The 20,870-nt window shown below is 64.9% G+C and carries 21 protein-coding genes and 1 pseudogene; 10 read left to right on the top strand and 12 right to left on the bottom strand.

Annotated features, from left to right (window positions below; translation table 11 throughout):
• Positions 1-174: 174 nt before the first annotated feature.
• The gene (locus tag ACZY0X_RS26600) at positions 175-1,113 is read left to right on the top strand and encodes a serine hydrolase (RefSeq protein ID WP_463774697.1); all 939 of its coding nucleotides are present in this window, start codon (positions 175-177) and stop codon (positions 1,111-1,113) included.
• Between the two features lie 61 nt (positions 1,114-1,174).
• On the opposite strand, the gene ACZY0X_RS26605 is transcribed toward ACZY0X_RS26600, so the two are convergent.
• The 4 genes from ACZY0X_RS26605 to ACZY0X_RS26620 form a co-directional block, all read right to left on the bottom strand.
• Positions 1,175-2,029, bottom strand: coding sequence for an alpha/beta fold hydrolase (locus tag ACZY0X_RS26605; protein ID WP_463774698.1), 855 nt, complete (start codon positions 2,027-2,029; stop codon positions 1,175-1,177).
• 384 nt (positions 2,030-2,413) lie between these two features.
• A complete protein-coding gene (locus tag ACZY0X_RS26610) occupies positions 2,414-3,010 on the bottom strand; it encodes a TetR/AcrR family transcriptional regulator (protein ID WP_463774700.1) in 597 nt (198 codons plus the stop codon).
• Positions 3,011-3,087: 77 nt separating this feature from the next.
• Positions 3,088-6,285 (bottom strand): arabinosyltransferase domain-containing protein, encoded by a 3,198-nt coding sequence (locus ACZY0X_RS26615; RefSeq protein WP_463774701.1) that lies wholly within the window; start codon positions 6,283-6,285, stop codon positions 3,088-3,090.
• A gap of 158 nt (positions 6,286-6,443) precedes the next feature.
• On the bottom strand, positions 6,444-7,253 hold the full coding sequence (locus ACZY0X_RS26620; protein ID WP_463774702.1) for a class I SAM-dependent methyltransferase: 810 nt from the start codon (positions 7,251-7,253) through the stop codon (positions 6,444-6,446).
• Positions 7,254-7,336: 83 nt separating this feature from the next.
• Here ACZY0X_RS26620 and ACZY0X_RS26625 point away from each other — a divergent pair, with 83 nt between their 5' ends.
• Positions 7,337-8,197 (top strand): alpha/beta fold hydrolase, encoded by an 861-nt coding sequence (locus ACZY0X_RS26625; RefSeq protein ID WP_463774703.1) that lies wholly within the window; start codon positions 7,337-7,339, stop codon positions 8,195-8,197.
• A 39-nt stretch (positions 8,198-8,236) separates the two neighbouring features.
• Here ACZY0X_RS26625 and ACZY0X_RS26630 read toward each other — a convergent pair whose 3' ends face one another.
• Positions 8,237-9,340 carry a sensor histidine kinase gene (locus ACZY0X_RS26630; RefSeq protein WP_463774705.1) on the bottom strand — a complete coding sequence of 368 codons (1,104 nt, stop codon included), beginning with the start codon at positions 9,338-9,340 and terminating at the stop codon, positions 8,237-8,239.
• Entirely contained in the window at positions 9,333-10,028 is a 696-nt protein-coding gene (locus ACZY0X_RS26635; protein ID WP_463774706.1) for a response regulator transcription factor, read from the bottom strand. Before ACZY0X_RS26635 ends, ACZY0X_RS26630 begins: the two co-directional genes overlap by 8 nt.
• A gap of 87 nt (positions 10,029-10,115) precedes the next feature.
• Here ACZY0X_RS26635 and ACZY0X_RS26640 point away from each other — a divergent pair, with 87 nt between their 5' ends.
• The 5 genes from ACZY0X_RS26640 (at position 10,116) to ACZY0X_RS26660 (ending at position 14,907) form a co-directional block, all read left to right on the top strand.
• Positions 10,116-10,487 carry a hypothetical protein gene (locus ACZY0X_RS26640; protein WP_463774707.1) on the top strand — a complete coding sequence of 124 codons (372 nt, stop codon included), beginning with the start codon at positions 10,116-10,118 and terminating at the stop codon, positions 10,485-10,487.
• Between the two features lie 4 nt (positions 10,488-10,491).
• On the top strand, positions 10,492-11,037 hold the full coding sequence (locus ACZY0X_RS26645; RefSeq protein ID WP_463774709.1) for a M15 family metallopeptidase: 546 nt from the start codon (positions 10,492-10,494) through the stop codon (positions 11,035-11,037).
• A gap of 83 nt (positions 11,038-11,120) precedes the next feature.
• Entirely contained in the window at positions 11,121-12,479 is a 1,359-nt protein-coding gene (locus ACZY0X_RS26650) for a DoxX family protein (protein WP_463774710.1), read from the top strand.
• Between the two features lie 84 nt (positions 12,480-12,563).
• Positions 12,564-14,387, top strand: coding sequence for an alpha/beta hydrolase (locus ACZY0X_RS26655; protein ID WP_463774711.1), 1,824 nt, complete (start codon positions 12,564-12,566; stop codon positions 14,385-14,387).
• Between the two features lie 70 nt (positions 14,388-14,457).
• Complete coding sequence (locus ACZY0X_RS26660) at positions 14,458-14,907, top strand: hypothetical protein (RefSeq protein WP_463774713.1); 450 nt, start codon at positions 14,458-14,460, stop codon at positions 14,905-14,907.
• A 3-nt stretch (positions 14,908-14,910) separates the two neighbouring features.
• On the opposite strand, the gene ACZY0X_RS26665 is transcribed toward ACZY0X_RS26660, so the two are convergent.
• Both ACZY0X_RS26665 and ACZY0X_RS26670 read right to left on the bottom strand, forming a co-directional pair.
• Positions 14,911-15,186 carry a hypothetical protein gene (locus tag ACZY0X_RS26665; RefSeq protein ID WP_463774714.1) on the bottom strand — a complete coding sequence of 92 codons (276 nt, stop codon included), beginning with the start codon at positions 15,184-15,186 and terminating at the stop codon, positions 14,911-14,913.
• 40 nt (positions 15,187-15,226) lie between these two features.
• Complete coding sequence (locus tag ACZY0X_RS26670; protein WP_463774716.1) at positions 15,227-15,427, bottom strand: hypothetical protein; 201 nt, start codon at positions 15,425-15,427, stop codon at positions 15,227-15,229.
• Positions 15,428-15,767: 340 nt separating this feature from the next.
• Here ACZY0X_RS26670 and ACZY0X_RS26675 point away from each other — a divergent pair, with 340 nt between their 5' ends.
• Positions 15,768-16,187 (top strand): nitroreductase family deazaflavin-dependent oxidoreductase, encoded by a 420-nt coding sequence (locus ACZY0X_RS26675; RefSeq protein WP_463774718.1) that lies wholly within the window; start codon positions 15,768-15,770, stop codon positions 16,185-16,187.
• Between the two features lie 102 nt (positions 16,188-16,289).
• Here ACZY0X_RS26675 and ACZY0X_RS26680 read toward each other — a convergent pair.
• Both ACZY0X_RS26680 and ACZY0X_RS26685 read right to left on the bottom strand, forming a co-directional pair.
• Positions 16,290-16,457, bottom strand: a pseudogene (locus ACZY0X_RS26680) (nitroreductase family protein); the annotation flags it as partial.
• A gap of 136 nt (positions 16,458-16,593) precedes the next feature.
• A complete protein-coding gene (locus tag ACZY0X_RS26685) occupies positions 16,594-17,190 on the bottom strand; it encodes a TetR/AcrR family transcriptional regulator (RefSeq protein ID WP_463774720.1) in 597 nt (198 codons plus the stop codon).
• 92 nt (positions 17,191-17,282) lie between these two features.
• Between ACZY0X_RS26685 and ACZY0X_RS26690 the strand changes: the two genes are divergently transcribed.
• Entirely contained in the window at positions 17,283-18,137 is an 855-nt protein-coding gene (locus tag ACZY0X_RS26690) for an alpha/beta hydrolase (protein ID WP_463774721.1), read from the top strand.
• A 71-nt stretch (positions 18,138-18,208) separates the two neighbouring features.
• Here the strand turns inward: ACZY0X_RS26690 and ACZY0X_RS26695 are convergent, their stop codons facing one another.
• On the bottom strand, positions 18,209-19,021 hold the full coding sequence (locus ACZY0X_RS26695; RefSeq protein WP_463774723.1) for an APH(3'') family aminoglycoside O-phosphotransferase: 813 nt from the start codon (positions 19,019-19,021) through the stop codon (positions 18,209-18,211).
• Positions 19,022-19,099: 78 nt separating this feature from the next.
• Between ACZY0X_RS26695 and ACZY0X_RS26700 the strand changes: the two genes are divergently transcribed.
• Positions 19,100-19,471: a nucleotidyltransferase domain-containing protein gene (locus tag ACZY0X_RS26700; RefSeq protein WP_463774725.1), complete on the top strand. Its 372-nt coding sequence runs from the start codon at positions 19,100-19,102 to the stop codon at positions 19,469-19,471.
• Between the two features lie 411 nt (positions 19,472-19,882).
• Here the strand turns inward: ACZY0X_RS26700 and ACZY0X_RS26705 are convergent, their stop codons facing one another.
• Positions 19,883-20,845, bottom strand: coding sequence for a LysR family transcriptional regulator (locus ACZY0X_RS26705; protein ID WP_463774726.1), 963 nt, complete (start codon positions 20,843-20,845; stop codon positions 19,883-19,885).
• Positions 20,846-20,870: the final 25 nt, after the last annotated feature.

Consider the following 20,870-nt stretch of genomic DNA (forward strand, 5'->3'; position numbering starts at 1 on the left):
GTCGATTGATATGAATGCCGACCGGCGAGCTGGGCGGTGTCGACTTTGCCAAACAGCGAGGCCTGCGGTCTCAGCGCACTCAGCAACGTCTGAGCCCGCCGATTACGCTGGGGCAACCGGTGGGGCCAGCGTCGGCCCTGCTCCCCTGAATCAGAATTTGCTCGAAGGAGACTTATGCGTCGACGGCTGCCGAACCTGGCGATGGCGAGAATTGCCGTCGTCTGTGTGGCACTGCTCGTCAGCGGATGTGAGGCACAGGTCTGGGGTATGCCGCCGGCCGCCGAAGACATCCCACAGGCGACAGTCGGCGCCCCGCCGGCCTCGCTCCCGGTCTTGCCCGAGGCCCCACCCGCCCCGCCGACGGCCCCACACGAGGGACTCGACGGGCTCGACGCCCGCGTCCGTCAAGCCACCGCCGACGCGGCCGCGTCTGGCGCGGACATCGAGACCGTTGTGATGGACCGTGACACCGGCCAGATCGTCTCCGGTGGGGGCAACGCCCCTTTCCCGATCGCGTCCGTGGTGAAGCTGTTCATCGCCGACGACCTGCTGCTGCAGGAGTCGCAGGGCAAGACGACGCTGTCGGCTGCTGACCGCAAGTCACTCGACATGATGTTGCGCTCCTCCGATGACAGCGCCGCCCAGAACTTCTGGGATCGCAGCGGCGGGAACGCCGTCATCGCCCGCATCAAGGCGCGGTACGGGTTGGCGGGCACGACAGCGCCCCACAACGGGCACTGGGACGTAACCACAAGCACCGCAAGCGATCTGGTCCGCTACTACGACATGCTGCTGGATGGCACCGGTGGTCTGCCACCCGAACAGGCCAACGTCATCATCAGCAACCTCGCGCAATCCACACCGACGGGCAACGACGGGTATCCGCAGCGGTTCGGCATCCCCGAGGGGCTCTACGCCGAGCCGGTTGCGGTCAAGCAGGGCTGGTTCTGCTGCTGGAGCGGTCCCAATCAATTGCACGTGTCCACAGGCACATTCGGACCCGGACACCGCTACGTGATGGCGATCAGCTCCCTGGATCCCACCAGTGAGGCCGCTGCCCGCGACAACATCACTCAGGCCGTGAAGACGATGTTCCCGGGCGGCAAGGTCTAGACCTGGCGTGCGTTCGGCTGCAGGGTGGCATCGGAGCGGGCGCAGTCGATGGGCTCGGCGTTCATGTTCTGATGGGATGGGCGGCGAACCATTCGAGCAGTAGATTGGCCACCGCGCTGGAATCCTCGTCGGGGATCCAATGAGACACTCCGTGCAGCATCTCGAAGCGGTACTCGCCGCTGACACCGCGGCCGCACGCATGCGCACCTTCAGCACTGAGGAAAGTGTCACCGTCGCTGAAGACATGCATCGTCGGAACCGCAATCTTGGTGCGAAGGAGGCGAAGGAAGTTATTCAGCGGCATCGCCCGGTACCAGTTGACGGCGGCCGTGAACGCACCCGGTGCCGCCATCGCCCGAGCGTCGCGCTCGGCGCCCTCGGGTGTCTGCCCGTGCGCTCGAAGGAATTTCGATAGTCCGGTCGCAGTGCCTTGGCTGCCCACAAACATCCGCTCAGGGATGCGAGGCAGCTGGAACACGTACACATACCAGGACGCGAAAGCCTGTCGGCTCGATATAAGCGCCTTAAAGCCGCCGATGGGATGCGGCGTCGACAACGCTGTCGCAGTGGCCAAGCGATCGGGCATCTGCGACGCGGCGAACCACGTCACAAGGGCACCGAAGTCGTGACCGACAAGGTGTACACGCTGCGCGCCGCTGGAGTCGATCAGCGTGCGGACGTCCCCAACCAGTTCGGACATTCGGTAATCCCGGCGGCGTGTCGGTCGTGCGCCGCGGGAGTAACCCCGCTGGTTTGGTGCGAGACACCGGTAGCCCCGAGCGGTGAGTATCGGGATCACGGCGTCCCAGCAGGTGTTCATCTGGGGGAAGCCGTGCAACAAGATCACGACAGGTCCGTCAGTGGGGCCGGCATCGATTACGTCGAAAACTAGCTCCCCGCGCCTGTACTGATCCACACGCACTCCCTTACCAGAGATTTGCACTGTCGACGACTGATCGGACAACTCTGAGTCGCTCTGTTGACCGCTCAAGCTCAGGACGCAGACGAACAGGAGACGTCTGATCCCCACCGTGCTTTTAGCAAGTCATGTCCAGCACTCACAGAGGCCCCTTACCGGCAGGCCGATCGACTCGCCTAGACGCCATCTACGCCGCGCTCGTTGATGGGCTCAATGCCGAACTGTCCGAATGGATCACCGCCTGGGCGCCGGGGCTCCCACAGCAAGAATGCACGGCACTGGCGGCGGTGGGCGTTAAGAGCATCATCGGAGGACGCTTCGGAACCAGCCGCCCAGGGCGACAACCCATCGGTCATCCTGCAGCTAGAAGACCCTCCGTGGTCAACCGCGGCGGTCGCGTCGGGTGGCGGCAGTCGATGTGTACGGGGCTAGGAGGACGTCGTCGATGAGTTGGCGGTAGGTCTCGTCGACCGCGCTGGGGTCGTCGGTGGTGAAGTACTCGATGACCAGTCCCTGGATCGCGGCCAGCGCCAGGCGAGACCGGGCAAGGGCGAGCTCGGGCGGCATGCCGATGGCTTCCAGGCGGGCCTGCGAATTGCGGACCAGATGGGCCAGGGTCGCGGCGGTGTACTCGGCGTACGGGCTGTCCTGGCCGCACGCGGCACCAAAGACCTGCTCGAGAATCCTTACGCTAGCGCGCTTCTGGCCGCGGGTGACCACCTGCCAGTCGTCGAGGCACCATTGTCGGAACTCCTCGACGGTGGACAGCAGGACGGTCTCGACGACGACCTGTCGGCGTAGCACCGACAGGATGAGGTTCTCCTTGCTCCCGAAGTAGTAGATCAGCATCCGGGCGCTGGTTCCCATCTCAGTGGCCAGTGACCGCAGTGATGTGTCGACCACGCCCGTGCGCGCCAGGACCTCGGTGGCCTCGTCGAGGAGGTCATCGCGTTTCGCGTGGTCGATCGGGCGAGGCACGCCAGTTACTGTAACAATGCTTCGCCTTCAGAGCGGCGTGCCCGTGGCACCCTCATTGCGCTCGACAGGACCGGCTTTCAGGCTCCGATCCTGATGTGCCCCGGGCTCCACAGCCCGCTACGGGTGGCGGTGCCCAGGGTGATGTCCGCCGGGTCGGCGTCGACGACGGTCTCCAGTCTGCGCAGCGAGCCCCAGTCCTGGCCCCAGTCATCGGAGAGGTAGGTCGGCATGACCTGAGCCCGCAGGAGCAGGTCGGTTATGCCCAATAGACCGCCGTTGCGGCCGTCCTGCCAGGTGTCGGTGTCATTGTGTTTGGGTCGGTAGTCCGGGGAGATCCGATAGCGCGGTACCTCGGTGACGCCGTTGACATGCTGCATGGGGCGCTGGCATGGGAAGACGAAACCGACCGCCCAGTCCAGCAGGACGGGCTGTTGGGTGCCGACGTACTGCTGGACTGATCGCAGCACCGGTGCTCGAGGCGGGGTGATCGCGACCCAATCACCGGGGTTCAACGAGTGATCCTCAGCGATCACCCGCACCGCGATGGCATCGCTGGGGAAATCAGAGCGGGCGAAGCGCAGGTTCCGCCACGACGGCGCGGGCCCGATGTCGTCGGGGACGAGACGCCCTGCAGGCGTTGGCGTCCCGTCGGGGCCCAGGTGCGCGTATTCGAGTTCGACGCGCTGACCGTCGGTGTGACCGTGGGCGACACTGTTGCCGCTGATCGTCCCCGCCGCGGTCACCACGATGAGGGGATGGGCCTTGTCGGCGGGCGGCAACGAGTACCACGTGGACGTCAGTTGGCTCTGCAGCTGCGGGCCCGCCGTGTAGCTTCCGACGACCGGAACGCGCGCGGGGTCCAGGCCGTAGGGCAGAGGGACGGTGGATCCGTTGATTCCCGGCGTGGTGAGCGCGGTGGGCGCGTCCCAGTCGTAGTCGGTGCCCGGCATCGGCTGACCCGCCCAGATCGACTCGGCCACCGTGTGAATCGGCACACCGTTCGAGGTGAAACCGGTCGATTGGTCTCCATCCACTAGGCCCAGTGGCCCGGCATTGCCCGTCAAGGGTGCGAGGAATCCGGCGTTCGGATCGGGTTCGACGAGAACATAGTCAGCCAGCCCGCACCCACCGGTCAGGGACCGGGCATTGGCGAGACCGTTGGAATAGCTGGGGAATTGGCGCACCACGCCAACGGCCATGGATCCGACGAACACCACCACCATGAGAGCGGCGGCCGCCACGATGGGGGCATGGGTCACGGCCCCGGCGAACTTGCTCTCACCGCGCTCGGGTGCAAAGTGCCAGCAGGCGGCCCACACGGCGGTGAGGGCGAACAGGACGAAGAAGATGGTGCTGATGGTGATGCCGCCGATCGAGGGCATCGAATTACCGAATGGCACACCAAAATTCGACACGTACCACCAGCCGTTGATGGACGAGAAGCACAGTCCGAGAACCAAGCAGACGACGGCGACGAACGCCATGCGGTTACGCGGCGACCGCATGACCTGACGCGACACCAGCACCGTGGCCAGGGCTGCCATGGCGGCGCCGATCCCGGCGAACAGTCCGAAATGGTGGATCCACTTGGTGGGGGTGAACATCAGGGCAAAGATGGTCGCGAAGAAGATGCCGATGAGTCGCCACACCGGCCCACGTGCGATCCCGGGGATCCGCTTGCGCCGCAACATGATGAAGACGGTCGTGAGAACGCACAACATCGTGATGAGGAAGCCGAACCGGCGTGCGATCGAGGCGTCGGTCGTCGGCAGGATGAGGTAGTAGTACCGAAGGTTTTCTGTGTACCAGGCCTGACTGGGGCCGATAGCGGTCCGTATCCGGGTGGCCTCGATGACCGAGGCCAGCGTCTGATCGGCGAACACGATCGTCAACACGACGAACCCCGCGGCAGCCAGCGGCGCGAGCAGCGGCAACAGACCGGTGCTGGCCCGTCTGCGGGCCACGATGCGCAGGATGGGCCGACCGCCGGCGAGCAGTGCCGCGACCGCGATCAGTCCGGTGGGCTGAATTCCGAGGGTGAACGCCGCGGCCACGATGGCCAGGGCGGCGGGGGTCAGCCGACGCGAGATGATGGCCCGTTCGATGAGCACGTAGGTGATCAACGCGCCGGTGACAATCTGCCCCTCGGGGCGCAGTCCATTGTTGAACGGCATCCAGGCGCCCAGTAGGACCAGCGCCGCCGCCCAGGTCGCTGTTTTGCTCGTCGCGACCGCGGGACCCAACCGCGGCAGGACTTCTCGGGAGATCAGCAACCAGCACACCAACCCGCAGATCAGGTCCGGCAGACGCATCCAGATGCCGACGTCGCTGACGTTGTGCATCCAGGCCAGCACGCCGTAGTACCAGCCGAACGGATCCTCCGGACTACCGAACCAACGGTGATAGTTCGCCATGTAGCCCGCGTGCCCCGCCGTGCGGGCGTACTGGCTCTGGTAGCCGTCATCAGAGGAACCCGCGCCGATCACATGCCACACCACGAAGGCCGCGATGACCACGGTGTCGACGACGCTGAACGTCCGCCACCTGGTCGGGATCAGCCGCTGCATCCGGCGACCATCGCCCCGATCGATGCGCCACAACGCGAGCAGCGCGAGGATCGTCGCGACGATCCCGCCGAACATCGCCGCCCGCTTGATCGGTGTCGGGGTGCTGGTGAACCGGGTGTCGATGGTGGCGGTGAGCGACAATCCCGGCGGTGCGGGTCCGGACAGATCGGTGAACACTCCGACGATCGTCGGCCGCAGGTTGGGGTCGGCGAAGCCGGTGCGCAGGTCCTGCCCGGTCGCGGCATCGGCGAGGCCGACGAACGTGGCGAACGTGCCCGCCTCCGAGGATGTGATCTCGATGCGCTGACATCGCTCCGACAGCACGCGGTCGCGGGCCACGCTGGCCACCACCACGTTTCGATCGATCACGTCGACACGCTCAGCGGAGGCTGATACGAACAAGCCGTTGAGCGCGGCCTGCTTACCGTCCCGCGGGGCCGTGCCCAACACGACGCCCCCGGACGGGGGCAACAGGGAGATCACGTCGCACGGCACGGTCGCCGTCATCGCGACCGGGGACTGCGAGATCAGCGGCGCCGTGACACTGTTCAGTTGCCCGCCCTGCGGCCAGCTCAACGTCGCGGTTGTCTGCACTACCGGCAGTAGCGGCGTCATCGCCGACAGCAGGAAACCGATGATCCCCGCAATTGCCGCGACCCAGCGGGTCAGGGCGGCAGTGGACCGGGCATTGCCCGACGGGTGGTTCACCTCGAAATGTGTTGGGCCGCCGCAATCACAGGGCTTCGATAGCCAGTCCAGACCTGAGCACCCACCGAAATCCTCACCCTCGAGTTGTAGATGAAACAACTGCTACAGTCAACTCGACAGTCCGCCCGAGGCAGTGGCGGGGTGACTGGTCGAGCCGGTCAGCCCCATCCCTTGGTTGCCGTCAGGACTTCCAAGGCGACAGGTTCCGTGAACTGCCCACTCGGCTCGATCGCGAGCAATGCGTCGGCGACTTCCTGTTCGAATGCCGGCCGCCTCTCGCCCAGCAGTCGGCGAAGTGGCAGTGAGGTCGAGTAGAGATAGCCGATGGTCTGTTCGATCGTCCACGCACGGGTGAATTCAAAGGTCTGCCGATGCACGTGCCGAAACGGTGAGCGAGCCAGCAGTTCCTCGTGGGGCTCGCCGACATCGGACAAGTTCGGGCTGCCGGGCCGCCAGTCAGGCGGCAGGAAGCGGTCTTGGAAGACCTCGATCGCGTGCTGCCATGCCGTGGCAGGCCTGACGAGGCAACTGTCGTTGGCGATCACGAGACCGCCTCCGGCATCGACCATGCCATCGAGCGCCGTCAGGACGCGTTCGCGGTCCATCCAGTGGAACGATCGGCCCATGGTCACCAGCCTGAAGCGTCCGAGCTCGCCCGGCAGGTCTGCCGAACTTCCTTGCGCCCAGTCCACATTGGTGACGTGAGCCGCCCGCGCCTGCCTATTCGCTTCGGCGAGCATCTCGGGTTCGGGGTCCATGCCGACAGCTTCAGTGACGTGCTCGGCGAGCGGGAGGGTGAGTTGGCCGGTGCCGCAGCCCAGGTCGAGGAGTCGCCCGGTGCCGTCCAGGTGGAATCGCTGAACGAGATCGGCGACGAACGCCTCCGGATAGCCGGGCCGGTATCGCGCGTAGTGCCAGGCAGTTCCTGTGAACAGGCCGTCGCAGGGTCTGCCGAGAGAATCGGTCACGCTCTTCTCCTACCGGGGCTCCCGAGTCCGCTTATGACACAGCCGGTCCCGTGCCGGACTAGAACATGTTCTAGTTTGGAGGTGTGGATATCAGCTACGAGGACAGCAAGCGCGAGGTTCGCACCGAAGGTGGCGTGATCAGATACCATGAGGCCGGATCCGGCGCGCCTCTGATTCTGCTGCATGGATCTGGGATCGGCGTTACAGGTTGGCGCAACTATCGCCACAATATCGCCGCGTTCGCTCAGCACTTCCACACCTATATCCTCGAATTCCCCGGGTTCGGAGTAAGTGATCCCGTGGACGGCCACCCCGTCATCACAGCCTCGGCGTCGATCGTCCGGTTCATGAACTCCCTTGGCATCCCCGAGGCGTCGTTCGTCGCCAACTCGATGGGCGCCGTCGCTGCGGTCAACGTGGCCCTCAAGCGGCCTGAGCTGGTGACGAAACTGGTCACCATCGGCGGTATCGGTCCCAACATCTTCGGCCCAAACGCTAGCGAGGGAGTGCGATTGCTGCAGGAATTCGCGGATGCTCCGTCGAAGGACAAACTGGTCCAGTGGTTGCGGGCAATGGTCTCCGACCCTGCGTTGGTGACCGATGAACTAATCGAGGAACGATGGTTGGCTGCCACCGATCCGGACACCCACCGAACCCTGAAGGCCATGTATGGGTCCGTGGCATTCGCTGATCAGCAACGATTCTTGGCTCAAAGCGACGCGCCACCGTACTGGTCGTCCCTCCACAAGCTCACGTGTCCGACTCTTCTCACCTGGGGCCGCGACGATCGCGTGAGTCCCCTCGACATGGCCCTGATCCCGATGCGCCTTATACCGAACGCCGAAGTGCACATTTTTCCCTGCGGGCACTGGACCATGACCGAAGCCAAGGACCACTTCGAAGCGGTCGCCATCGACTTCCTCCGACGGCGCGACCGAGATTAGCCGCCGCGTTCAGGTCAGCATCACCGCCGCCGTGCTCTCCTATGGCCGCGCGGGTAGTTGCACGGTGACGCGAAGACCGCCCGCCGTGCGCGGGGTCAGGGTAAGGGCTCCGTCATGTGCCTCGGCGATGCTGTTCACGATGGCCAGGCCCAAACCAACACCTTCGTGGTGCGTGCGGATGCGTTCTACGCCGCGTTGAAATGGCTCGGCGAGCGTGGAAACTGATTGTGGGGTGAGCTTTTCGCCGGTGTTCTCGACGGTGAGCACCACGCTCTTGGAGTGCAGACTGGTCGTCACCCACACGGTGCCTTGTTCGCGCCGGTTGTGGACGATCGCGTTGTGAACGAGGTTGGTCGTCATCTGCAGAAGGAGCGCGGGCGAGCCGATCGCAGGGGTCACCTCGCCGGAGGTCTCGAAGGTGACACCATGCTTCTCCGCCAGGGGCAGGAGTGTCTCCGTGGCTTCTTCGGCGAGGAGTGACAGGTCGACGAGTTCTCGGGGAAAGGACCGCTGGTCGGCGCGGCTGAGCAGCAGCAGTGCTTCAGTGAGGTCGATCGCTCGGCGGTTGACGGCGTGGAGACGCTCGACCAGTTCGCCGGTGTTGTGGTTGCGATCGTGGCGGGCCACGTCGAGAAGAGTCTGGGTGATCGCCAGCGGCGTGCGTAGTTCGTGGGAGGCGTTGGCTGCGAATCTCTGCTGTTCAGCCACGTGAGCTTCGAGCCGTTCCAGCATGGTGTCGAAGGTGTCGGCGAGTTCGCGGAATTCATCTCTGCGGCCCGGTAACCGGATCCGGTGCGAGAGTGATCCGTTGGTGGCTACCCGGGTGGCTTCGGTGATGCGCGCGAGGGGTTTGAGCATCCGGCCGGCGAGAAGCCACCCTCCGACGAGACCCAACACCAGCAGGAACGCCAGCACTGCGGCCGCCGCGGGAGCGAAGGCATGCAGAAGGTTGGACCGGATGGGAAACACACCATCAGTCATCGTGTTGTCCGTGCTTCCGGGGATGATCTTCATACGGTCGGGGATGTAGCGCAGGAGGAACAGCCACACGGCGGCGAGCAGCAAGGCGCCGGCGAACATGAGGAACCCCGCGTAGCTGAGGGCGAGTTTGAGGCGAACACTCACCCCAGGGGCTCTATCCACGGACGCCTCCTTCATGTTTGGCGCCGGGTGCTGTGTCGATGCGATAGCCGACACCGGCCACGGTGGAGATGATCCCGGGTTCGCCGAGCCGTCTGCGCAGCGCCGAGACGGTGATGCGAACGGCGTTGGTGAACGGGTCGGCGTTCTCATCCCACGCACGTTCCAGTAGCGCTTCGGCGCTGACGACACCACCCTCGGCAGCGATGAGAACTTCGAGCACCGCGAACTGCTTCCGGGTGAGCGCGACGTAGCGGCCGTCGCGGTAGACCTCGCGCCGGAAGGGATCCAGCCGCAACCCTGCGATCTCTCGCACGGGTGGTCTGGGGTTGGCGCGTCTGCGGTCGAGCGCTCTGAGGCGCAGCACGAGCTCTCGGAGTTCGAAGGGTTTGGTGAGGTAGTCGTCGGCGCCGAGTTCGAACCCGGAGGCCTTGTCGTCGAGCCGATCGGCAGCGGTGAGCATCAGGATGGGTATGCCGCTTCCGGACGCGACGATGCGTTCGGCGATCTGGTCACCGGAAGGCCCAGGAATGTCGCGGTCCAGGACGGCGATGTCGTAGGCGTTGATGCTCAGCAACTCCAGCGCGGTGTCACCGTCACCGGCGATGTCCGCGGCGATCGCTTCCAGACGCAACCCATCGCGGATAGCGGTCGCCATGTAGGGCTCATCCTCGACGACCAACACGCGCATGCCCTCACGGTACGAGCCATCGCATATCGCCGGCGTATCGAAAACCGCATACGCGCTGACAACACCACAAGACCTTGACTAGCGACCATGACACACAGCAATTCAGCACACACCGCATGCCGCAGCACACGGCGCCCCCTGGTCACCCTTGCCATGGCCGCCCTGATCGGGGCAGGCGGATTGACCATCGCCGCCCAGGCCGGTGCCGACCCAGGCGGCGGCGGTCGTACTCCCGAGCAGCAGGAAGCTGCGCTCAAGTTCGCCCAATGCGTCCGCGACAACGGCGTGCCCGACTTCCCCGACCCCGCGACCGCGCAGGACCCCCTCATTGACACCGCGAAAATGCGGGGCGGTGTTAGCGCCCGCGGCATCCCCGAACTCCAGCCCGCCGTGGACGCGTGCCACGACTTCCTCACCGCCGCGCTACCGGGGCCAGTGGGAACTGGCGAGCCGGGCTGAACCCATGACCTACCACCAAACGGCACGACCAGCAGCCCGCCACAGGCCAGCCGCCATCCTCGCTGCCGCAGTATTGCTCAGCGCGGTGCTTCTCGGTGTCCTCGCCCACCAGTCGATCGCCTCGCCTGCGCGACCGCCATGGACAGGAGGTGCCCCGGAGGACCAGCTGGCGGTATCGGAAGTCACCGTCGATGACGGCGCCGTCCCTGACGGTGTGACGGTCTTCGATGACGAGGTTCCGGCTGTGGTCCACCTCGACGCCGATCTGCTCGCTGCCCTGCGCCACGCTGCAACCGATGCCATGAGCGACGGAGTCGAGTTCGTCGTCAACAGCGGCTGGCGTTCCCCGAAGTACCAGGATCAGCTGCTTCGCGAGGCGGTCGTGGAGTACGGGTCAGAAGCGGAAGCGGCCCGATGGGTGGCCACCCCCAGCACGTCTGCTCACGTGTCAGGGGACGCGGTCGATATCGGGCCGTCGGATGCCACCGCATGGCTGTCCACGAATGGTGCCGGGTACGGGCTGTGCCAGATCTACGGCAACGAACCTTGACACTACCAACTGTTTCCCGACGCCGTCGATCACGGATGTCCGCCCTTATATGCCGATCCCACCCAGGACCCAAGGATGCAGCAGTGACCAGCACGCTCGGCCAGGTTCAGCCCAGATCCGTCGACGCTCTCACCACGCGGGTCTACTGGCATCCGCTGTGGCGGATCGCGTTCCGTTTCTGCGTCGTCTATTTCGGCCTGTACTGCGTGCTCAACACGTATATCCCGTTCGAACTGCTGGGCGTCCTCGGCCGCTGGATCCGCAGCGGGCCGTGGGTTGTGTCCCTGACCGACCCCGTCACCGGTTCGGTGGGCAGAACGTTGTTCGGGGTCGACGCGGTGCTGCACGAGGACTCCGGAGCCGGAGATCAGGCGGCCATGTGGGTGCTGGTGTTCTGCATCCTGGTTGCCGCGGTGGTGACCACCGCAGTATGGACTGCCGTCGACCGTCGCACCTCCCACCCCCGTCTGCTGGCGTGGTTCACGCTGTTCCTTCGGCTGTGTCTGGGCGGGCAGATGCTGTCGTTCGGATTCTCCAAGCTGATCCCCATCCAGATGCCCGGCCCCACGCTGACACAGCTGTTGCAGCCGTACGGCAGCTTCAGTCCCATGTCGGTGCTTTGGCTACAGGTCGGCAGCTCCTATCCATATGAGATGGCGCTCGGCGCTGCAGAAGTCCTCGCCGGGCTGCTGCTGTTCGTGCCTCGGACCGCGGTGCTTGGCGCCGCATTGAGCCTGGCGAGCATGACTCAGGTCCTCCTGACGAATATGACGTTCGATGTACCGGAAAAGCTGCTCTCAGCGCACCTGCTGCTGATCAGCCTGGTCCTGCTCGCCCCGTACCTGCGGCGGCTGGTCAATGTGTTTGTGTTGCAACGCGCGTGCGAACCGCTGACGCAACCCTCACTGTTCACCGACGACCGGAAGAACCGCATCGCGGCTTGGGTTCTTTTGACCATCGGCATCTGGGTCGCATTCGGTGCCGGCTTTGACCGCTGGGTGGTCTGGCAAGATCAGTACGGCGCAGGCAGCCCGAAGTCCGAACTGTACGGAATCTGGGACGTGCGGGACTTCACCCTCGACGGGCAGTCGGTGCCGCCGCTGACCACCGACGAGAACCGCTGGCAGCGACTGATTTTCGACGACCCCGGAACAGCAACCTACCAACAGATGAACGGTGAACTGGTGCCTGTGCGCGCCGACTTCCTCGCTGACGGCCAGCTGGAACTCACCACGATGACAGACACAACCGGCGGGAAGGACAGTCCCCGGCCACCCTTCGCGACGCTGTCTGCTGAGCGACCCACCCCAGACCGGCTGTTACTACGTGGGCACCTGCGTGCTCGTCCGGTTGTGATCAACCTGGAACGCGTGGATCCGAACAGCTTCACTTTGCGCAGCCGCGGATTCCACTGGGTGCAGGACTACGCGTACTTCGGCTGATACTCGCCGTGGGCGCTTCCATTGATGCTCAGGCGGCCCGCGCGCCCGTGCGACGATGGAACGGAGACGCGAGGAGGGTCGGAGTTGTCGGTGACGGTGTCGACGGTGCGGGCGTCGCAACCCGAGCGGTTGGTCGCTGCCGCCTCTGACCTCGGCGGCAGGATCTCCACGCTGGACGTGGTGATCGCTTCCCAACGTCAGGCGCTGGCCCACATGCGTGCGTCGTGGCAGGGACAGGCGGCCAGCGCCGCCATCGCCAAGGCCGAGCAGAACCTCAACCGACAGGAGGAACTGCGGGCCCGCCTCTCGGCGCTGCGGCAAGCGCTGCAGTCCGGCGGCACCCAGATGGCTTTCACCCGCAGCGGGCTGCTGTCCCTCGTCGAGATGCTGCGCGCCGTGGGCTGGCAGGTCTCCGACGATGGCACCGCCACACCGCCCCCCTTTCCGCCAATTCTGCGACTACTGGCACCGGGGTGGACGGCCATCATCCAGAAGCTGCTCGCAGTTTTCGCCGAGATCGACGCCCAGACCGCGGCAGCCATCACAGCGGCCTTGGGCGGGCCGGTACCTGCGACCCCGCCGGGCACGCTCGGCGACCCGCGCCAGCTCCCACCTCCTGGGACCAGCGCCGAGGACGTCAAGAAGTGGTGGGACTCGCTCAGCCAGGACGAGCGCAATCAGCTCATCGCTGAGCACCCACCAGAGTTGGGCAATCTCAACGGAATCCCGGCCGAGGCGCGCGATCAGGTGAATCAGGCTGTCCTGCAAGATGATCTGACCCGGGTCCGCGATGCGGCCGAGCAGCACGGGGTGTCCACCGACGAGGTGCTGGCCAACCCGGGTGCCTATGGGCTGAGCGCTGCCGATGCCACCCGCTACAGCAACGCCGTCCAGACCCAGAAGGGTCTGGACAAGATGGCCTCCGAAGGCAAGAAGGACCGCCCGGTGATGCTGTGGGCCTACGATCCGCTGGCGTTCAATGGTCAGGGCAAGGCTGCCGTGGCGATCGGTAACCCGGACACGGCGCAGAACACCGCGGTCGTGGTGCCCGGTACCGGCAGTAGCGTCGAAGACGGCTGGTTGGAAGGCGAGAATGCCACCAACCTGTACGACCAGATGCGTAAGGGTGCTCCAGGTGAGTCGACGTCGGTGATCGCCTGGATGGGATATGACGCACCCGACAGCCCCACCGACACCCGCATCGCCACCCCCGGGCTGGCACGTGCGGGTGGCGACCTGCTGGCCGCCGACGTCAACGGACTGAGCGCAACTCATCAGGGAGGACCCTCCAACGTCACCGTCGTCGGACACTCCTACGGTGCCACCACGGTGGCCGACGCGTTCGCCGGCAGTGGCATGCAGGCCGACAACGCGGTACTGATCGGCAGCCCCGGAACAGATTTGGCCAAGAGCGCCGCGGATTTTCACCTGCCCGAGGGTGGTCAGGTGTATGTCGGTGCGGCGTCCAGTGATCCGGTGTCCTGGCTGGGGCAGGCCGGCCCGATCCCCGACATCATCAACCGGGAACTGGGCTATCCGCTGGGCCTGGAGGCCGGGCTGGGCAGCGACCCGGCCGGGGACGGTTTCGGGTCGGTGCGCTTTGACTCCGAGGTTCCCGGGCGGGGCGGGCTGCCGGACTTCGGCGACCACTCCCGCTACTACGACGTGGGAAGTGAATCGCTGCGGGCCATGACCGACATCGCCAACGGTGACGGCTCCACACTGGCCGACAACGGGCTGACCGCCGAGGGGCGCAGGCAGCCGCACATCGGGCTTCCGGACAAACTGGATCTTCCGGGACTCCCACCGATCGACCTGCCCGACTGGGACACTCCAATCCCCGGCACCCCTGCCCTCAACGACCCGGAAGGCGACCGTGGCTCTGTCACCAAAGACCACCAGTACTGACCGCCCGCGCCGCTTCACCGTGCTGGCCGCGGCCGCTGTGGCCGGCGCACTACTGCTAGGAGGATGCGGAATGTTTTCCGACAGTTCGGCCAACCTGGACGGGCCGCAGATGAGTGACGAGCAGACCCGCGCCCAGGTCGTGGATCCGGCCAAGCGGCTGGTCCAGTCGGTCGGTTTGCAGCTGCGGGGCGCCGGCTTTCGGTTCTCGGCGTGCACCGACCAGGGGGTCGCCCCATTCCGGGGGCTCGTCGAGATGGGATTCACCTTCCCCGCCGGGGCCGACAAGAACGCCTACATCGACAAGATCATCGCGGCGATGACCGCCGACGGATGGAGCGACGGAGCCCCGCCCGGGAAGAAGCCCTATGGCCGCGCGATGCATATGGGTGAGGTGATGGCCCTCGTCTCGCCCAACCCCGACCACCCTGACCGCGGCATCGTAGAAATCTATGGAGAGTGCCGCAACGCCGCCGACCACAGCGGCGACGATCAGGACATCCGCGCCGAACTCACCAGCTGAACGCTAGCCGCCCGGGAACTCGACCTTGTTGATCGAGGCGGCCGCGGCCTGATCCTGCGCTTCATATCGGCTCGCGGCGATATCCAGGTTGCTGCCATAGGTGTTGGCCGCTTCGGCGACCGCCGAGGTGGCGGCTGCGACCGTGGTCTGCGCGTTATGGCAGGCGCTCGCGGTCGCCAGCTGCGGCACCGCGGCAGCGGCGTCGCCCAGCGGGCCATCGGCACCCAGGCCCGCCAACCCCGCACCTGCCTGACCGAAAGCAGTGGCGGCACTTGTCAACGCCGCAGGGTCAACTCTCAAGCTCTCGCCGCCACTCACGTCAAATGCCCTTCGCTAGAAACGGATAGTGTTCGCGATCCACAACGGCTTCGTGACCGTCACCGAGATCGCCCACGGCATGGGTGGCGCCAATCCCGATGACCACCACCGCGGCAGGGACTTTCGCGATCGCCAAAATGGGCCGGGAGGTGTCCGGATAGCACGTACACATCCCCCATTTTACGCCGGGCGGGATCGCCACCTCCGCAGCAGAAGTATCCGTCGGCAGCGCGGCCAGTTCTTCACCAACGCGCCAGAACGGGATGTCACGTACTGCGGAGGTGGCGTGTCCCCGCCCCAGATGTCCAGCCAGTTGCGAGGTTTGTCGCTGTTGTCGTCCATCATTGTTGCGATGCTGTCGCCGATGCGGTTCTCAGCTGGCATATCGATCCCGAGATCCCCGACGGCGAGGCGCGCGACATCTGAGGGCCGTCGATGCACCCCGCCAGCTCGCTGCCGGTCTAGATCGGCGGTTACCACCGGCCGAAGGCGGCGTCCAGCGCGAGCACGTTCGTGCGCGTCCGACGAGTACCGTCAGGGGTGTGGCAATCGCTCCAGGAACCTGGCCCCGCCCCCTGCTGCGTGCGGTTCGTACATTCAACAAGTACTTCCTCAACTCGCTTATGCGCCCGCGCGCCGGCCGAGAGAATTCGTATGCCGCAGCCATCCGGCATACCGGCAGAAAGTCCGGCAAACAGTACTCGACACCGGTCGGAGCGCAGCGCATACCGGACGGGTACATCATTCCGCTGGCATACGGGACCCAAGTGGACTGGCTGCAGAACGTTTTTGCCGCCGGCAGGGCTACGTTATCGGCCAATGGCGAAACACATGACGTGACCAAACCCGAACTGATCGACGCCGCGACGGCCTTGCCGATGATCTCGTCGAAGCAACGACGGACCTATGAGCGCGTAGGGATCTCGCAATACCTGAAAGTGAAGCTCGCCGAATCGCACTGAAGAGCCGACCTCGTCCAGCAGGCGCTGCGCCGGGCTCAGCACCACGATTACGACGGGTGCGGATGCGAGATGCCCAGAGTAGGCCCCAAGTCGGGCGAGTTCGTCCCGCGTGTCTGAGTCATAAACCACTACGAAGCGCCACGGTTGACGGTTGCGGGCCGAACCAGTCCAGCGGGCCTGTTCCAGAACCTGGCTGACAGTCGCTTCCGCGACCGGCTCATCGCTGTACGAGCGCACACCCCTCCGACTCTGTGAGCCAACACCTTTCACCTGTCAGCCCTGACGGATGGCCAGGTGGTCAGAACCGGCAGCTCACCGCTACCCGTGGAGCAGTTGTGCAGGCTTGCGATCTCTTTCGGTGGTCATTGTTGTTGGGGCATAGACAACACGTGACGGTTCAACCTGCTCAAGGTCCCGGACGTGTGCGTGAAGCGGATTGGCCCTTGCACATGCGCAGGATCAAGGCGATCGCGTCCTCCGAGCGGGCTGCCGGAGTCAGAACTCTTTGTAAGAGCAGGCCACGAAGCGCGGCAGCGGCGACGGTGGCCATGGTCAGCGCATCCTCCGGCTCGTGCCCTTCGCGTTCCGCGAGCGAGGCCAGCATCTTGGTCAAGTCGTCGAGCGAGTCGATGAACTCACGAAAGTTGTCCGTGTTGTACGCGGCCAGCCCTACGACGTGAAAGAACCCGCGGACACGCGGCAGCTGCTCCGGGCGGGTGTAGGCCCGCCAGATCGCCACGACGAGGTCGTCAAAGGTGCCCTGCTGGGCGGACTTGAAAAGCGCCTCGTTGTCACGAGATCGCTGCACCGTGAGCATGGCCGCCAAGACACCCGAGAGTGACCCGAAGTGGTACCGCAGCAGGGCGTGGCTGGTCTCGACCCGGGCGGCGACCTCACGCAGCGACACCTCTGGTGAGGGAAGGTCCTCCTCGTAGGCGTCGAGAAGCCGAGCCAGAAGGCGGTCGCGTGCGTCGCCTCTGCGTTCCGCGCTTGACAAGATCACTCCCACAGTTTATCCATTGGACAACAATTATCCAATGGAAAACCGTAGAGGGCGCCGTGCCGCGAGGCCGGCCGAGTTGTGAAGGACCTTCGATGAGCTCCATGTGGCAAGGCTGTCTCGCCGACACCGACTACTTCGAGATGCGTTCCAGCGGTGGGCATGACTACGGCGTCTGGGTCACCACGCCACCTGGATACGACCCCGCCACGACGCAAGCGCCTGTCGTGTATGTCCTCGACGGCAACTTCGCCGTGGGCATGACGGCTCCGCTCATCGTCACCCAGATGGACCCCATGCAACGGATCCAGCCCTACATCCAAGTCAGCGTCGGCTACGCGGGCGAGGAAGCACAGGACTGGGATCGGCTGCGCAACAGAGACTTCGTGCCACCCGGCGAGCCCATCGCCAAGGAACTCATCGATGCCGTGGAGATGGGACTGGAAGCGGGCATGAGGACACGCGAGGAAGCCGACGCCTACCTCGCCGAACTACGCGACACCCACGCCGATGTGTTCCTGAGTTTCCTCACCGCGGAACTGCACCCGCGGATCGAACGCGACTACGGCACAGCCGCGAGCGGTCACGGCCTTTTCGGCTACTCCTACGGCGGGCTCTTCACTCTCTACGCCTGGCTCACCGGCGCCACGCTCTTCGCGAGCATCGGAGCGGGCAGCCCCGGCGTCATCGCTGAAGACAGCCAGGTCTTCGCCCAGCTCCAAGAGATGGGCGACAGCCAGCGTGCCGCCAAGCTTCACGTGACCTTCAACGACCGAGAGCTTCTCGGAGACCTGGCCGTCTACCAAAGCCTCGCGAAGAACACGGCCATTGTGCTTCACCGCCTCACCTCACGCAGCGAAACGGTCACCAGCGAGATTCTGCACGAAACGCACGTGACTGGCCTGCAGGCCTCGTTCCTCAGCTACCTCAGGACCTGCCGTCCCCTGTAAGCGCGAACGTGCCCTCCGCTTGGCGCAGACCCGAGCTAAAACAGCTGAGCTGCTTTCGTCAACGAGAATGATCAGCGGGGCCAGGTCAAAGGGTCGAGGAGCAGGTAGAAGCGGAGGCGTTCGGCGTCTAGGTCAATGCCGTACTGATCGGAGAACTCGCGGTCTGCTCGGCGGGCTGCGCGCTCATCGGGCCATGTCTCGCGGGCGTTCGTGAGAAGGAGCGCGATGTCGGCATAGGGGTCTGCCCGTCCAAGCCGGCCAAGGTCGATCAGCCCGCAGACTCGTCGGGTGTCGGGATCGACGAGAATGTTCGGCAGACATAGATCACCGTGGCAGACGACCAACTCATTGCGCTCCTGTTGCGTACGGCGCGGCAACTCGTCTTCGAGTTGTCTCAGAATTTGCGCTGGCGGGGTCTCGTGCAGTTCAGGCGGCAAGAACTCAGTCTGAACTCGGTTCTCGGCCACGGTTGTTCGCGCGAGAGCCATCATCGTCGCCAAACTTCTTTCGAAGGGAGAACTCGCCGCGTCGATGTCGTGCAACTCGCGTGCCAAGTTGGTGATTGACAACCAGGTCTCGCGGAGCGCGTCGGCGCCAAGTTGGTCAGCCGGAACACCACCGACGGCGCGCGTCACTAGACAGGCGCCGGCGTCGGTGCTTCGCCAGTCCAGCACGGCCCCAACGGGAATGCCGGCATCACCGAGCCACACTATTCGGTCACGTTCGGACACCAGATCGGCAGAACGCTCAGGTGTCACCAGTTTCGCGTAGCGCGCACCGTCACGGTCGCGTAGCACCGTCGCGCCGGACTCACCGGTCGTGACGGGCACCCACTCCGCATCGTCAGGCAACAGCCCCGCCGACTGCCAAGCGTTCACCGACACATCTCCATCATGGCTTACCGGATTCGACGAGACTCGCGGTGCCCCAAGAAGGCCGCGTCCGCAGCCATACTGTCTACCGTGCTCGATCATGCCGAGGTGGTGCGGTTGTACGGTCCGTGGAAGGTGCGAACTCCTCGCCAGGCGGCCAACTTCCTTCGCGGTTACCCGGTCAGGTGGTGGATCGCCGGCGGCTGGGCGATCGATGCATTCACCGGAACCACACGCGCGCACGGAGACCTCGACATCGGTATCCCGCGCACGGAGGCAGCAGGTTTCGTAAGGTTCGTCGGCGCCACCCTGGATGTGTGGGCAGCCGCAGGAAGCCTGACACCGCTCCCCCGCGACGGGTCGAGCGTTCCAGCTGACTGCGGCAACCTCTGGTTGCGGGCAAGCGGTGCCGATCCGTGGGAATACGACGTCCTGCTCGAAGACGTTCGCGAGGAGACCTGAGCCTACAAGCGCGCCACACACATCTCGCGGCCCCTCAGTCACTGTCTGTGGTCACGCGATGACATCACCTACCTACGGCCCGAGGTTCAACTCCTACTCAAAGCGAAGGACCCCCGGACCAAGGACGCCCTCGATCTCGAGCGGTGCCTCCCGCGCCTCGACGAATCAAGCCGCGCTTGGCTCGCTCAGCGATTGCGCGAGGAGAGCCCCCGACACCCCTGGGTCGACAAACTGACCGCCGGTACGACCGACCCCGGCTAACGGTAGGTCAGCTCAGCACTATGCATCCGTTATGTACCAACCTGTTTCAGATCACGCGAACACCCCGCGACTAAGAGAGATTGGCAACCTCTCATAGCCGCTGCGGCCATGACGTCATCAACAGACAGTCCCGTGCCGGCAGCACCAACTTCATCGGCTGGCAGTCTCCTCGGTCTCCGCCGCCCAACTTGGTAGCCAAGTACTTGGCTCCCGTCGTTGGGCTTGGCGGTATGTGTCGAGGTGGGCACGCAGCGCAGCGAGTCCGGGATGCTGGTTCGCGGTATGCCAGATCAACGAGTGCGGGTAAACCGGGGTGGGGTTGCGCACCGGGATCCTTCGCAGGCCGTACAGGTCAGGCCAAAAGTAGCGGTCACGATGACCGACAAGCGTTGCGATGCAGGGATCTTCACGTAGAAGATCCATCAGGGCTTCGTCGCCGAAGTGCGGACCGTCACCGTCGATCGTGAGGTCAAATGCTGCTGCGAGGCCCTCGTAGAACGCGGCCCATTCTGTTCCAGGGACGATGCCTGGAATCCACACTCTGAAACCGCGCAGTTGATGCGGTGTGACGGCGGCTTCAGCAGCGAGCCGGTGCCGCGGCCCCACCAGCACTTCGAGTTCATCATCGACGGCTCGAACCGTACTCAGACCGGGAGGCAGTTCGGTGTCCGGCATGGTGACTGCGCGAAATGCTGCATCAATGGAGCCGGACTGCGCGGCTGACAGTGCGCCGGTGAGGGTGTTGTCGACCAGCGTGACAACCTCAACGTTCACATCGGGGTACGCGCGGTGAAAGTCCTGCAGCACGACCGAGGGGGCAACACGACGATTGGTGACATCGACGCGTAAAGCCCGACTCTGCGGCTGAACGGATCTTCGTGCCCGGTCGGCGGCGCGAAGCACCTCCAACGCGTGCGGAAGAAACGAACGCCCCTCCAAAGTGAGCTCCACGCCGTGCACACTGCGCACGAATAGCGTTGCTCCCACCGTGCGTTCAAGCACAGCTATGCGTTTCGACACCGCCTGCGGAGTGATGCGCAAATCATCGGCGACGTCTTGAAACCGGCCCAGCTCGGCGGCCACCACAAAGGTGCGAATACCGTCAACGTCCAACGGTCGTACCCCACTGTTGGTTGTG

The sequence above is a fragment of the Mycobacterium sp. IDUB_39 genome (genome assembly GCF_055419205.1).